Source organism: Dictyoglomus sp., assembly GCA_025060475.1.
GTDB lineage: Bacteria > Dictyoglomota > Dictyoglomia > Dictyoglomales > Dictyoglomaceae > NZ13-RE01.
Genome location: JANXBZ010000002.1, coordinates 40,344 through 52,599, shown reverse-complemented (window position 1 = coordinate 52,599; position 12,256 = coordinate 40,344). Strand labels below are relative to the sequence as shown.

13 protein-coding genes, 2 tRNA genes and 1 other annotated feature are annotated in these 12,256 nt (G+C 33.6%); of the genes, 4 read left to right on the top strand and 11 right to left on the bottom strand.

The features are described from left to right. The first annotated feature begins 23 nt into the window (after positions 1 to 23). Together purE and purC are read left to right on the top strand one after the other, a co-directional pair. Positions 24 to 500 (top strand): 5-(carboxyamino)imidazole ribonucleotide mutase, encoded by a 477-nt coding sequence (gene purE / locus NZ841_01370; GenBank protein ID MCS7201416.1) that lies wholly within the window; start codon positions 24 to 26, stop codon positions 498 to 500. Further along, positions 488 to 1,510, top strand: a complete 1,023-nt coding sequence (gene purC / locus NZ841_01365; GenBank protein ID MCS7201415.1) for a phosphoribosylaminoimidazolesuccinocarboxamide synthase — start codon at positions 488 to 490, stop codon at positions 1,508 to 1,510. Before purE ends, purC begins: the two co-directional genes overlap by 13 nt. Positions 1,511 to 1,586: 76 nt before the next feature. On the opposite strand, the gene NZ841_01360 is transcribed toward purC, so the two are convergent. From NZ841_01360 to NZ841_01320, 9 genes are all read right to left on the bottom strand, one after another. After that, positions 1,587 to 2,147 carry a DOMON domain-containing protein gene (locus NZ841_01360; GenBank protein ID MCS7201414.1) on the bottom strand — a complete coding sequence of 187 codons (561 nt, stop codon included), beginning with the start codon at positions 2,145 to 2,147 and terminating at the stop codon, positions 1,587 to 1,589. A 14-nt stretch (positions 2,148 to 2,161) separates the two neighbouring features. Then, the gene (locus NZ841_01355) at positions 2,162 to 3,157 is read right to left on the bottom strand and encodes an endo-1,4-beta-xylanase (protein MCS7201413.1); all 996 of its coding nucleotides are present in this window, start codon (positions 3,155 to 3,157) and stop codon (positions 2,162 to 2,164) included. Positions 3,158 to 3,243: 86 nt separating this feature from the next. Continuing rightward, the gene (gene trpA / locus NZ841_01350; protein ID MCS7201412.1) at positions 3,244 to 4,002 is read right to left on the bottom strand and encodes a tryptophan synthase subunit alpha; all 759 of its coding nucleotides are present in this window, start codon (positions 4,000 to 4,002) and stop codon (positions 3,244 to 3,246) included. Continuing rightward, on the bottom strand, positions 3,983 to 5,185 hold the full coding sequence (trpB, locus tag NZ841_01345) for a tryptophan synthase subunit beta (GenBank protein ID MCS7201411.1): 1,203 nt from the start codon (positions 5,183 to 5,185) through the stop codon (positions 3,983 to 3,985). The genes trpA and trpB overlap by 20 nt, the downstream gene beginning before the upstream one ends. After that, positions 5,172 to 5,801, bottom strand: coding sequence for a phosphoribosylanthranilate isomerase (locus NZ841_01340; GenBank protein MCS7201410.1), 630 nt, complete (start codon positions 5,799 to 5,801; stop codon positions 5,172 to 5,174). The genes trpB and NZ841_01340 overlap by 14 nt, the downstream gene beginning before the upstream one ends. A 4-nt stretch (positions 5,802 to 5,805) precedes the next feature. Next, a complete protein-coding gene (locus NZ841_01335) occupies positions 5,806 to 6,618 on the bottom strand; it encodes an indole-3-glycerol-phosphate synthase (GenBank protein MCS7201409.1) in 813 nt (270 codons plus the stop codon). Next, entirely contained in the window at positions 6,606 to 7,625 is a 1,020-nt protein-coding gene (gene trpD / locus NZ841_01330; protein ID MCS7201408.1) for an anthranilate phosphoribosyltransferase, read from the bottom strand. Before trpD ends, NZ841_01335 begins: the two co-directional genes overlap by 13 nt. Beyond that, positions 7,622 to 8,194: an aminodeoxychorismate/anthranilate synthase component II gene (locus NZ841_01325; GenBank protein ID MCS7201407.1), complete on the bottom strand. Its 573-nt coding sequence runs from the start codon at positions 8,192 to 8,194 to the stop codon at positions 7,622 to 7,624. Before NZ841_01325 ends, trpD begins: the two co-directional genes overlap by 4 nt. After that, positions 8,178 to 9,608 (bottom strand): anthranilate synthase component I family protein, encoded by a 1,431-nt coding sequence (locus NZ841_01320; GenBank protein MCS7201406.1) that lies wholly within the window; start codon positions 9,606 to 9,608, stop codon positions 8,178 to 8,180. The genes NZ841_01325 and NZ841_01320 overlap by 17 nt, the downstream gene beginning before the upstream one ends. Before the next feature lie 39 nt (positions 9,609 to 9,647). Further along, positions 9,648 to 9,920 (bottom strand) — a binding site (T-box leader). Positions 9,921 to 10,097: 177 nt separating this feature from the next. Between NZ841_01320 and NZ841_01315 the strand changes: the two genes are divergently transcribed. Together NZ841_01315 and NZ841_01310 are read left to right on the top strand one after the other, a co-directional pair. Then, a tRNA-Gln gene (locus NZ841_01315) sits at positions 10,098 to 10,172 on the top strand. 9 nt (positions 10,173 to 10,181) lie between these two features. After that, positions 10,182 to 10,257: transfer RNA gene (locus NZ841_01310), tRNA-Glu, on the top strand. A 58-nt stretch (positions 10,258 to 10,315) separates the two neighbouring features. Here NZ841_01310 and groL read toward each other — a convergent pair. Together groL and groES are read right to left on the bottom strand one after the other, a co-directional pair. Beyond that, positions 10,316 to 11,932, bottom strand: coding sequence for a chaperonin GroEL (groL, locus tag NZ841_01305; GenBank protein ID MCS7201405.1), 1,617 nt, complete (start codon positions 11,930 to 11,932; stop codon positions 10,316 to 10,318). 21 nt (positions 11,933 to 11,953) lie between these two features. Continuing rightward, positions 11,954 to 12,244, bottom strand: a complete 291-nt coding sequence (gene groES / locus NZ841_01300; protein ID MCS7201404.1) for a co-chaperone GroES — start codon at positions 12,242 to 12,244, stop codon at positions 11,954 to 11,956. Positions 12,245 to 12,256 lie beyond the last annotated feature (12 nt).

Genomic DNA, 12,256 nt, shown 5'->3' with positions numbered 1-12,256 from the left:
ATAAAAAAAATGGAGGTAATAAAATGAAGGTAGTCATTATTATGGGATCTAAGGGAGATTTAGACTGGTCCAAAAAAATTGCAGAAACCTTAAAAAAGCTGGGCGTAGAATATGTAATGAGAGTAGCATCTGCCCATAAAGTACCTTTGAAGGTTTTAGAAATAATAAAAGAATATGAAAAAGAAGATGTGGTTTTCATAACTGTAGCAGGAAGAAGCAATGCTTTAAGTGGTTTTGTAGATGCAAACACTACAAAACCTGTAATTGCCTGCCCTCCATATAGCGAAAAGTTTTCAGGGGTTGACATATTCTCTACTTTAAGAATGCCATCTGGTGTTGCACCATTAACAGTACTAGAACCAGAACAAGCGGGTCTTTCTGCATGCAAAATTCTTGCTTTAAAATATAAAGAACTTGCTGAAAGACTAGAAGCTTATCAGAAAGAAAAGAAGGAAGAACTAGAAAAAGACGATGAGGAGGTAAGAAGATGGGTAGTGTAAAGGATCTTATAATTCTAGAAAATCCCACAGAAAAAACTCTAGGAAGGGGAAGATTTATTTTTTCAGACAGATATTCTGTTTTTGATTATGGAGAAATGCCAGATCATATTGAAGAGAAAGGAAAAGCAATCTGTATTACTACCGCATATTTCTTTGAAAAATTAGAAGAAAAGGGAATAAAAACCCACTACTTGGGACTCATAGAAGATGATAGAATAAAGACTCTTTCAGAACTGAAGTCACCCTCAAATGTTATGGAATTTAAGATGGTAAGAGTACTGAAACCTGAGTTAAAAGATAAAATTTACGATTATTCTATATTTAAACTAGAAAAAGGAAATTTTCTCATTCCTTTAGAGGTTATATATAGAAATTCCCTTCCTGAAGGTTCTTCAGTTTTTAGAAGATTAAAAGAAGGAAGTTTAAAATTGGAAGATTTAGGACTGAAGAAAGATCCTACCCCAGGAGAAAAACTTGAAAAACCTATCGTAGATTTCTCCACAAAACTTGAAGTAAATGATAGATATCTTTCCTACGAAGAAGCAAAAAACATAAGTGGGTTTGAAGAGGAAGAATTCCAGAAATTAATTGATCTTACTTTGTTTATAGATAACGAAATAACAAAAGCGGGAGAAAGAATTGGTCTCATGAACGAAGACGGAAAAGTAGAATTTGCCTTTGATCTCGAGAGAAATTTCATGTTAGTAGATGCAGTTGGAACTTTAGATGAATGTAGATTTACATATAATGGACTACCCGTAAGCAAAGAAATTGCAAGAATATATTACAGAAAAACTCCATGGTACAAAGAAGTTGAAGAGGCAAAAAAGAAAGATAGATTTCAATGGAAAGATTTTGTAAGTGCTCCTCCCTCTCTTCCTAAAGAACTTGCAAACCTTATTTCTCTAATTTACAAAGCCTATGCTAATGAACTTACAAAAAGAGAATGGTTTGAAACTCCACCCATTAAGGATATCATGAAAAAATTAGAAGAATTACTATTAAACTAATTAAATTAATTTAAATGAGAGCCAATGGTATAATATTAAAATTTCTATACCATTGGCTCTTTACTATTTAGTAATTTTAGTAACTCAAAACGCCATAACCTGCTTTTATATGCTTTGAAGAAGGATCATCATTAGGTCCTAATGCCCAAACTATGTTTAGTTTTCCAGATTTTGGGAAATCTTTATCATACTTGTCCTTAGTAGAAAGCTTTCTTTTTAACTCTATATACGTAAATTCTTTATCTTCCGATCCTGCAAACTCTAATATATCATTTTTCCCTTCAAGTTTTGTATCTAATGTATGCCTCACATGGGCTTCTGGAGCAAAATAATCTAGGACCTTTACTTCTTTATCTGTTACATAGCCAATTATATAGTCCGCATTTCCTGCTTTCACCGTAGGATTAATTCCTAAGGCTACCCATCCCTTTGTCTTTCCTATCATCAAAATATAAACTTCGTCCTCTATTATGCTCCAGAATATTCTAAACTCTCCATTAGAAAAACTAGCATAATTCTGATATTCGTTAGGAGAAAGTTTTCCATCAATCTTAGGTGATGATGTGGGTTTTTCCTGAGCTAAAACAAAAGAAGAAAGAATGGAAATTATCAAAATAAAAATTATCAAATTTTTCATTTTTATAAAACCTCCTATAAATTAATAACTTCCCAAAAGGCTTTTTTAGGACTATGTTTCACATCAAAAAGTAAAGGATGATCTTTTCTCCCTCTAACTGGCCAGTAATCAAGCCAAGTAGCATCATCAGCTACCCCCCAGAAAGTTACTCCAGTAATAACATTTTTATATCTTCTTAAAACTTCAAAGGCTTTTTTATAAATCTCTGCTTGTCTTTCAATACGATCTAAAGGAGGATCTGTAAAATTAGCATTCTCGTTTCTATCATAATATATGGAGATATCAAACTCCGTAATTTGAACTTGTACTCCTAAGGATTGAAATTTTTTAATAGATTCCTCTAACATACTTGGAGTAGGCCAGCTCAATGTCCAATGTCCTTGAATACCAACACCATGAATAGGTATTTTCTTTTCCTTAAGTCTTTTTACCAATTCATAAGCTTTGTCTCTTTTTCTTGGTTCTTCCAAATTGTAATCATTATAAAATAATAAGGCATTAGGATCTGCCTCATGAGCCCAAATAAAGGCTTTTTCTATAATCTCTTCCCCACCAATTTTATACCAGGGAGCATCCCTTAAGAATTCAGAAGGATTGTCAGAGATTGCTTCATTCACCACATCCCAGGCATAAACTTTTCCTTTGTAATATCCAACTACCCTCTTGATATGTTCTTCAAGCCTCTTTAGAAGAACCTCCTTACTTACAAGATTCCCCTTATCATCTCTAAATACCCATGAAGGAACTTGCTGATGCCAAAGAAGAGTATGTCCTCTAATTTTCATATTATTTTTAAGAGCAAATTCAACAATTTTATCCGCTTCAGAGAAATTATAAACATCAGGCGATGGATGAATAATCTCCCATTTCATTTGATTTTCAGGTGTAATACTATTGAAGTGTTTTTCTAAAAGAGCTTTATGAGTATTTATGGTAGTCGGATTTACTGCAGCTCCAATAGGAAAATAATTTTTATAAACTTCCTTTAAAGCTGGGATTTCCTTGTTCATTTTTTCCTCCTCACATGAGAGTGATAAAAAAATTGAGAGTAAGAATACAGTAAAAAACAAAAAGTTTCTCATCGTTTAAAAACCCCTCATAAAGTTTCTTCAAAAAGATCAAGAAAATATGATTCAAAATCTTTTCCTTCTAATATTCTTTTTGCAAAAGCACTCCCTACTATTACACCATCTACCAATCCCTTTAATGCTCTTATATGTTCTCTTCTACTTAAACCAAAACCCCAAACTAAGGGTTTATTACTTTTCTCTCTAATTCCCTTTATAAATCTTATTCCATCAGAAGAAAGCTCTTCTCTTTCTCCAGTAACGCCTTTCACTGATATACAGTAAATAAAACTTTCTGCCAACTTTAATATTTTTTCTTTTCTATCTTTATTAGTTGTTGGTGATAAAAAGAATATTAAATCCAAATTATAGCTTTTAAAAAGCTCTAGAAAACTTTCTGCCTCTTCAAAGGGAAGATCTGGAATAACTAATCCTTCTATTCCCACCTCCTTTATTCTTTGAAGATTTTTTTCTAAATTTTGATAAATTAAATTAAAATAAAGAAGAAGAATTGTAGTAATTTGAGATGGAATTTTTTTCTCTTTAAGCCAATTTATCGTATTCTCAAAATTTACTCCTTTTTTAATAGCTTGATAATTCACTTCTTCTAATATAGGACCATCCGCTATAGGATCAGAAAAGGGAATTCCCAATTCCAATATATCTATCTTATCTTTATATTTTAAAAGAAAATCTTCCAAGAAGAAAAAGGAAGGATATCCTGCAACAAAGAAAGGGATAAATATTAATTTTTTCTTTTCTTTAAATTTATCCAAGATTTTGCTCATTATTCTCCTCCATTGCTTTATAGATAATATCTAAATCTTTATCTCCTCTTCCTGAAAGATTAACAATAATTATGGGGTTTTCCTCAGGAAATTCTCTTCTTTTTTCCAAGAGATACCCTAAGGCATGGGCACTCTCTAAAGCAGGAATAATTCCCTCTAATTTTGTCAAAGCTAAGAATCCCTTTAATGCCATATCATCGGTTGCATAATCATATTTTACTCTACCTATCTTCGCTAAAAAGCTATGTTCAGGACCAACCCCAGGATAATCTAATCCTGCTGATATAGAATGGGTATCTAAGATATTTCCATATTCGTCTTGAAGGAGAAACATTTTTGCTCCATGAAGAACTCCCACCCTTCCTGCACAAATACTTGCTGAATGAAGATTTGAATCAATCCCTTTTCCCCCTCCTTCTACTCCAATAATTTTCACAGGATCCTTTAAAAAGGGATAAAAAAGTCCAATAGCATTACTGCCTCCCCCAACACAGGCTATTAAGTAATTGGGTAAAGTATTTTCCATTTCTAAAATCTGTTCTTTTGCTTCTTCTCCAATAATTTTCTGAAAATCTCTTACAATCATGGGATAGGGATGAGGTCCTACTACAGAACCCAAGAGATAATAAGTATCTTCAGGATGGCTTACCCAATCCCTTAAAGCTGAATTTATAGCGGATTTTAATGTCCTTGAGCCTGTTTTTACGGGAATAACCTTTGCTCCAAGAAGCTTCATCCTTAAAACATTCATCTTTTGCCTATTACAATCCTCTTCTCCCATATATATGGTACATTCAAATCCTAAAAGGGCGCATACCGTTGCCACTGCAACCCCATGTTGTCCTGCTCCCGTCTCCGCAATTATTCTTTTTTTTCCAAGATATTTTGCTAAAAGTGCTTGTCCAAGAGCATTATTTATTTTATGAGCCCCTGTATGACATAAATCTTCTCTTTTTAAATATACCTTTGCATTAATATATGAAGACAGATTTTTGGCAAAATAAAGAGGAGTAGGTCTTCCCACATACTCTTTCAGATATTTTTTATATTCTTCCCAAAAATTTTTATCCCTTTCTATTTCCTTATATGCTCTTTCCAATTCTAAAAGAGGCTCCATCAAAGTCTCGGGAACAAATCTTCCTCCAAACTCTCCGAAATATCCCCTTTCATCAGGAAGTCTCATCTTTTTTTCTCACCTTCCTCAAAAATCTTGATATTTTTTCCAAATCTTTTTCTCCTTTCTCATTTTCTACACCACTAGAGAGATCAATTCCCCAGGGATTTATGCTCAAAGCAGAATCTAAATTCTCTTCATTAATTCCTCCTGCAAGAATTACAGGAAAGTCTTTTGAGATTAAATATGCCTTCTCTAAAAATTCCTCCCAAGAAATTCGAAAAGAATCTTTTCTTCTATCTAAAAGAATATGACAAAAAGAGTATTTTGAAATTTCTTTTTTAATATTATCTAAAGAAATATTGTTAACTAAATTAAAAGCCTTTATGAGAAAGAAATCTTTAAATTCTTTACAGAAAGATGGAGATTCATCTCCATGAAATTGGATTCCGTCCAAGGGAAATATTTTTAACACTTCGCTAACTTCATTCCTTTTTACATTTTGAAAAACCCCAATTTTAAGAATAGGAATTGATTTTATAAAAGGTGCTATTTTTTTTGCATCTTCTATGGACAAAAATCTTTTACTTTCAGGAACAAATATAAAACCTAGAGCATTGCCACCTTCTGAGTATACATGTAAAGCAGAAAAAACATCTTTAATTCCACAAATTTTTATCCACATAATCTTAAAAATTAGGGTTATGTTCGTAGACTATTTTTTCAAAAATAATTTTAGATTTTAATGGTTTTAAAAGTTCTTTTATTTTCTCTTTGGGATCAGAACTTGATACAATACTTTCTCCTACCAAGATTCCCTTTACTCCTGCTTTATATAAAACTTCCACATCCTTTCCACTTTTTATACCACTGGCACTTATTACATGAATATTCTTTGGGATATAAGGTAATAGCTCCAAAGTATGAGATATATTTACTTGAAAATTATCTAAATTTCTGTTGTTTATCATTAAAATTCTTGGATTTAAAGGTAATACTTTTTCTAGTTCTTCTTTTTCATATATCTCTATAATTGGTTCTAAATTCAAATCCTTAGAAAGATTATATAGATTCTCTAATTCCTTTTCTGAAAGAATCCTTGCAATAAGAAGAATAGCATCTGCTCCTAAAATTCTTCCCTCATATACTTGTTCAAAGGTAATAATAAAGTCCTTTTGAAGGATAGGCTTTTTTGTAATTTTTCTTACTAGTTGTAGATTCATTAAACTTGCTGAAAAACTTTCTGCTGTTAAAACAGAGATACAAGATACTTCTTCCATTTCATCATATATTTCTGCAATTTCAGAAAGAGAAAAGTTTTTCAAAAGCTTTCCCTTGACAGGAGAAGAAGGCTTTATCTCTGCAATTAATTTTAATCCAGGAAGATTTATAGTTTTAAAAAAAATATCTTTTTCCTTTTCTGGTAATGATATAGGAATGATAAAACTTCTTTTTTTTAAGTATTTCCTTTTTTCTTCTACTAATTCTTCTAGTATACCCATTCTTTCATCCCCCTTAACCTCTCTAAAAATTGGTATACTTTACCTTCTAAAATATGTTCTTTTATTCTTTCAAATCCCTCTTTAACATTCTTAACCTTTCCTAACACTAAAAGACCAAAGGCACTATTTAAGGAAAGAATATCTGTTTGAGCAGGAGTTCCTTTTCCTTTAAAGATATTTATAAGAATTTCTGCATTTTCTTGGGGAGTACCCCCAACAAATTCCTCTAAAGGATAGGTTCTAAGTCCTATATCTTTGGGATGAAAGACAAAATAATCTATATCCTTTTCCTTTACCCAAGCCATCTCTGTGGGACCACTTAATGAGATCTCGTCTATTCCATCTTCTCTCCCATGATAAAATAAAATATTTTTTCGTCCTAGAATCTTTGCAGATTCAGCTAATTTTTTTAAAATATTTAATGAGTATACACCTAAAATTTGTGCTTGTAAATTGGCAGGATTCAGCATAGGACCTGCAAGATTAAAAATAGTTCCAATCCCCAACTCTCTCCTTACCTTTCCCGCCTTTCCTACCACGGGATGAAAATAAGGAGCAAAGATAAAGCTTAATCCTACTTTATCTATTTCTTCTGCTACCTTTTCGGGATCTTCCGAAAATTTTACACCTAGGGCTTCAATTACATCAATACTTCCAGACCTACTTGATACTGCTCGATTTCCATGCTTTGCTACAGGAATACCAAGACTTGCTAAAACAAAGGCTACCCCTGTGGAAATATTAAAAGTTTTTGCCTGATCCCCTCCTGTTCCACAAACATCAATGGCAGGAGACTTATTCATTACTTTTTTTGCCTTTTTATGAAGAGAAGATATAAACCCTGCAATTTCTTCAGGTGTTTCTCCCTTAACCCTTAAAGAGAGAAGAATACCCCCAAGTTGTGCTTCTGTTATTTCCTCTCTCTCAATGCTTTCAACTATTTGTTGAGATTCTTCAAAAGAAAGATTATTTCCCATAGAAAGTTTTTTAATAATCTCCTTTATCATTTTATTAACCCTCCTATTTTAAGGAAATTTTTTAATATTTCTTTACCTTTTGGAGTAAAAGCAGATTCAGGATGAAACTGAAGTCCAAATACAGGTTTAGTTTCATATTGAATTCCCATAATAATCCTATCTTTAGTCCAGGCAATTATTCTTAAAGATGGGGATAAAGTGTTGTAATCTACAATTAGAGAATGATATCTTGTTGCTATAAAGGGATTTTCAATATTTTCAAAAAGAGGATGGGGAATATGATAAATCTCAGATACCTTTCCATGCATTGGTAATGTTTTTACAATTTTCGTTCCAAAGGCAGAACCCAAAGCCTGATGTCCCAAACAGATTCCTAATATGGGTAATCGATCTTTAAAATGCTTAATAATAGGAATACTTATTCCTGCCTTTTCAGGAATTGATGGTCCAGGAGATATCACAATCCCTTGAGGATTAATTTTTTCAATTTCTTCAATAGTTATTTTATCATTTCTATAAACCACTACTTCTATAAACTCAGACAAGAATTGGTATAGGTTGTAGGTAAAGGAATCATAATTATCAATAAGTAAAAGCATAATCTAACCCCCCTGAAATTTTTATAGCCTCAAAAAGTGCCTTAGCTTTATTTATTGTCTCTTCATATTCCTTTTTGGGATCTGAATCATAAACAATTCCTGCCCCAACTTGAAGATATAAGTCTTCCCCTTTTAAAAAGAAACTTCTAATAGTTATACAAGTATCTAAGTTTCCATCAAAGGAAAGATAACCTATACCCCCTGCATATGGCCCTCTTTTAAATTTTTCTAATTCCTCTATTATTTCCATAGCTCTTATTTTGGGAGCCCCTGAAACTGTTCCTGCAGGAAAACAAGCTCTTAAAACTTCTAGAGGATGAATATTTTCTTTAACCTTACAAGATACAGTACTCACAAGATGCATTACATGAGAATATTTCTCAATCTTCATTAATTCTTCCACTTTAACACTGCCTATTTCTGCAACCCTTCCAAGATCATTTCTTCCTAGATCTAAAAGCATAATATGCTCTGCTCTTTCCTTTTCATTATTTATCAATTCCTTTTCTAAGAGTTCATCTTCTAAGGGATCATTTCCTCGCGGTCTTGTTCCTGCTATGGGTCTTACTTCACCTTTTCCCTTTTCCACTCGAACTAGGGCTTCAGGAGAAGCACCAATTAAATAAATATCTTTAAAGCGAAGAAAGAACATATATGGGGAAGGATTTATAAATCTTAATGCTCTATAAAGAAGATAAGGATCTAAAGGATATCTCGTGTGAAATCTTTGAGAGAGAACCACCTGAAATATCTCTCCTTCTCTGATATACTCTAATGCTTTTTTAACCATTTCCTTGTATTCATTTTCTGAAGTAAAAGATTCTAAAGGAAAAGTTAAGTTATAAGGATTACTCCTCTGAGGAGAACGATTAAAAATATCTAAAATTTCTCTAATCTTTTCCCTATACTCCCTTAAAACATCTTTATTCTTAAGCTCATTCTTAGATATTAAAAGAATGATACTTATCTTTCTCTTTAGATGGTCAAAAACTATAAGAAAATCAGTAAGCTGAAAAGAGGCTAAAGGAAAACTCAAATTATCTTCAGTAGAATCAGGAAGTTTTTCCCACTGCCTTATTAAATCATAGCTTATAAATCCTACTATACCCCCTAAGAATCTTGGTAATTCCTTTTCTTGATATATTCTAGAAGGAGGAAATTGTAAAGAAAGCTCCGAAAGTATATCATTAGAATAGTTATATGGAAAAGAAAAAATCTTTTTAGGTCTCCAGCTTAAGAAAGAGTATCTTCCTATCTTTTCTCCACCCTCTGCACTTTCTAAGAGAAAAAAGTATTCTTCGTTTTTTACTTTAGAAATAAGACTTACTGGGGTCTCCCAGTCTCCTGGAAGATCGAAAACTAAAGGAAAGTAATCATAGCCTTCTAAGTTTTCTGGAATTTTAAAATTAAACAATAAAAACACCTCCTTAAAATAAAAAAGCCTTCTCGCCCATTAAAGGACGAGAAGGCTCTTTCTTCTCGTGGTGCCACCTTACTTAGGCAACATTGCCTCTCTCTTTTCGGGTACGGGAGATCCTCTTTGCTCCGATACCCTTTGCCCTGATAACGGTGGCAACATCCGTTGGAGCCTACTCAGGGGTTATACCCCTTTTCGGTCCAAAGCTCCCGGGCCCATTCACCATCTGCAGGATAGCTGGCTCACACCTTTTCCCAGCCTCTCTGAATCCTGCCTACGATGGCTACTACTCCCGATCTTCGCCTTTTACAGAGTGATATAGATTATATACTAACTTTTTTAAAGATGCAAGTACCCCTAATATTATAACCAAAATTTGCTATAAAAAGTTGAAAAGAAAAAGAGAAAACAATTAAAGCTCAAAGTTTTTCTCCACCATTGACAAGATCAGGATTATCTAATAATATAATCTTTGTAAACACGGTTTGGGGAGTCGTCTAGCTGGTAGGACGCCTGACTCTGGATCAGGTAGGGATGGTTCGAATCCATCCTCCCCAGCCAAAAAATAAAGGCCCTATCGTCTAGAGGACTAGGACGTTGGGTTCTCAACCCAAAAACCGGGGTTCGAATCCCCGTAGGGCCACCAAAAACAAAAATAAAAAAGCCCCCAAGAAATTCTTGGGGGCTTTTATTTCTTTTTTGGATTAGTACTCAGGTGGTGGAGGTGGAGTTTGTTTTTCCTTTTCAGGTTTTTCAGCAACAAGTCCTTCAGTAGTTAACACTAAGGCTGCAATACTTGCAGCATTTTGAAGAGCAGATCTTGTTACTTTACATGGATCTACAATTCCTGCCTCAAACATATTTACAAATCTGTCTCTTGCAGCATCGTATCCCATAGGTCCATCCATCTCTTTAACTTTTTCAGCAATAATTGATCCTTCTTTACCAGCATTATTTGCTATTAACTTTAATGGTACATCTAAAACTCTTCTTACTATATCTACGCCAATTTTCTCATCTTCATTATTAACTTTCACATTATCTAGTGCCTTCATTGCTCTAATTAATGCTACCCCACCACCAGGCACAATTCCCTCTTCAACTGCAGCTTTTGTGGCAGAAAGCGCATCTTCTATTCTATGTTTCTTTTCTTTTAATTCTACTTCTGTTGCAGCTCCTGCCTTAATCACTGCTACTCCTCCTGCTAACTTTGCAAGTCTTTCTTGTAGCTTTTCCCTATCAAATTCGGAATCGGTCTCTTCTAATTGTTTCCTTATTTGAGCAATTCTTGCTTCGATATCTTTTCTATTTCCTTTACCTCCAACAATTGTTGTTTTATCTTTATTAGCTCTAACTTTTTCTGCTCTTCCAAGCATATTAAGGGTTACATTCTCTAATTTTATTCCTGTTTCTTCAGAGATAAACTCTCCACCTGTTAAAATAGCTATATCCTGAAGCATAGCTTTTCTTCTATCTCCAAATCCAGGTGCTTTTACTGCAAGAGATTGTAATACTCCACGAAGTTTATTTACTACAAGGGTAGCTAATGCTTCACCTTCTACATCCTCTGCAATAATTACTAAAGGTTTTCCAGTTTGTACTACTTTTTCTAAGATTGGTATAATATCGTTTACTGCGCTAATTTTTCTATCAGTTATGAGAATGTAAGGTTCTTCTAATACTGCTTCCATTCTTTCTGCATCAGTAATCATATAAGGAGAAATATATCCTCTATCAAATTGCATTCCTTCTACAACCTCAAGGGTAGTTCCAATACCTTGAGATTCTTCAACAGTTATTACTCCATCTTTTCCTACTTTGTCCATGGCATCTGCAATTAATTGTCCAATTTCTTCATCATTATTAGCAGAAATTGCAGCTACATGAGCAATATCCTCTTTTGTCTCAACAGGTCTTGCAATCTTCTTTAACTCTTCGACTACTGCTTCAACTGCTTTTTCGATTCCTCTTTTTACGTACATTGGATTAGCACCTGCAACAACACTCTTCAATCCCTCATGAACTAAAGCTTGAGCTAGAACTGTTGCTGTAGTTGTACCATCTCCAGCTACATCGTTAGTTTTAGAAGCAACTTCTTTAACAAGCTGAGCTCCCATATTTTCAAAAGGATCTTCAAGATCAATTTCCTTCGCAATGGTTACTCCATCATTAGTTATGACAGGTGCTCCAAATTTTTTCTCCAATACTACATTTCTTCCTCTAGGTCCTAAGGTTATCTTTACAGTATCTGCAACAGTATCTAATCCTCTGATTAAAGCAGTTCGTGCTTCCATATTTAAACTTATAATTTTAGCTGCCATCCTCTATCACCCTCCTTTTTCTTATTTTTCAACTACTGCCAAAATATCTCTTTCGCTGAGAATCAAATATTCTTCTCCTTCAATCTTAACTTCAGTACCTGCATACTTAGCAAAAATCACAGTATCTCCCTCTTTGATCTCGAGAGGGACTTTTTGACCATTATCTAAGATCCTTCCTGTCCCTACAGCAACAACTTTACCTTGTTGAGGTTTTTCTTTAGCGGTATCTGGTAATACAATTCCCCCTTTCGTTTTTTCTTCTTGTTCCAATACCTTAACAACAACGCGATCACCAATAGGTCTGAGCTTCATAATCTACCTCCT

What these genes read in the sequence shown, in the direction of transcription:
- purE (MCS7201416.1), top strand. Translation starts at nt 24, where the DNA reads ATGAAGGTAGTCATTATTATGGGATCTAAGGGAGATTTAGACTGGTCC.
- purC (MCS7201415.1), top strand. Translation starts at nt 488, where the DNA reads ATGGGTAGTGTAAAGGATCTTATAATTCTAGAAAATCCCACAGAAAAA.
- NZ841_01360 (MCS7201414.1), bottom strand. Translation starts at nt 2,147, where the DNA reads ATGAAAAATTTGATAATTTTTATTTTGATAATTTCCATTCTTTCTTCT.
- NZ841_01355 (MCS7201413.1), bottom strand. Translation starts at nt 3,157, where the DNA reads ATGAACAAGGAAATCCCAGCTTTAAAGGAAGTTTATAAAAATTATTTT.
- trpA (MCS7201412.1), bottom strand. Translation starts at nt 4,002, where the DNA reads ATGAGCAAAATCTTGGATAAATTTAAAGAAAAGAAAAAATTAATATTT.
- trpB (MCS7201411.1), bottom strand. Translation starts at nt 5,185, where the DNA reads ATGAGACTTCCTGATGAAAGGGGATATTTCGGAGAGTTTGGAGGAAGA.
- NZ841_01340 (MCS7201410.1), bottom strand. Translation starts at nt 5,801, where the DNA reads ATGTGGATAAAAATTTGTGGAATTAAAGATGTTTTTTCTGCTTTACAT.
- NZ841_01335 (MCS7201409.1), bottom strand. Translation starts at nt 6,618, where the DNA reads ATGGGTATACTAGAAGAATTAGTAGAAGAAAAAAGGAAATACTTAAAA.
- trpD (MCS7201408.1), bottom strand. Translation starts at nt 7,625, where the DNA reads ATGATAAAGGAGATTATTAAAAAACTTTCTATGGGAAATAATCTTTCT.
- NZ841_01325 (MCS7201407.1), bottom strand. Translation starts at nt 8,194, where the DNA reads ATGCTTTTACTTATTGATAATTATGATTCCTTTACCTACAACCTATAC.
- groL (MCS7201405.1), bottom strand. Translation starts at nt 11,932, where the DNA reads ATGGCAGCTAAAATTATAAGTTTAAATATGGAAGCACGAACTGCTTTA.
- groES (MCS7201404.1), bottom strand. Translation starts at nt 12,244, where the DNA reads ATGAAGCTCAGACCTATTGGTGATCGCGTTGTTGTTAAGGTATTGGAA.